This is a genomic window from Streptomyces sp. AC558_RSS880 (assembly GCF_019049255.1).
Lineage (GTDB): Bacteria > Actinomycetota > Actinomycetes > Streptomycetales > Streptomycetaceae > Streptomyces.
In genome coordinates this window covers 1-212 of sequence record NZ_JAGMUJ010000198.1, presented here as the reverse complement: position 1 = coordinate 212, position 212 = coordinate 1, and the positions used below count along the sequence as shown (strand labels likewise).

Below are 212 nucleotides of genomic sequence, written 5' to 3'. Positions count from 1 at the left end.
TCCTCTGCGCAGGCGCCGTCCACCGGCGCAGTCACCGCCGGCACGCTTCCCGCCGACGTGTCTTCGTCCGACGCGCCCACCGTCCAGGCGCCCTCGTCCGACGGGCCGTCCGTCGGTGCTTCCCCGGCGCCCACCCCGTCGTCCAACGCGCCTGCCGCGCCTGCCGTGCCCGTCGTGTCGTCGCTGGTGCCACCGCCCGCCCAGGTGCCGTC

Annotated in this window: 1 protein-coding gene; it reads right to left on the bottom strand. The window is 77.4% G+C overall.

Annotation, left to right across the window (positions count from 1 at the left end):
- Window positions 1-212: hypothetical protein (locus tag KUM38_RS40875; RefSeq protein ID WP_217137225.1), on the bottom strand; the 212-nt coding region annotated here is incomplete at both ends.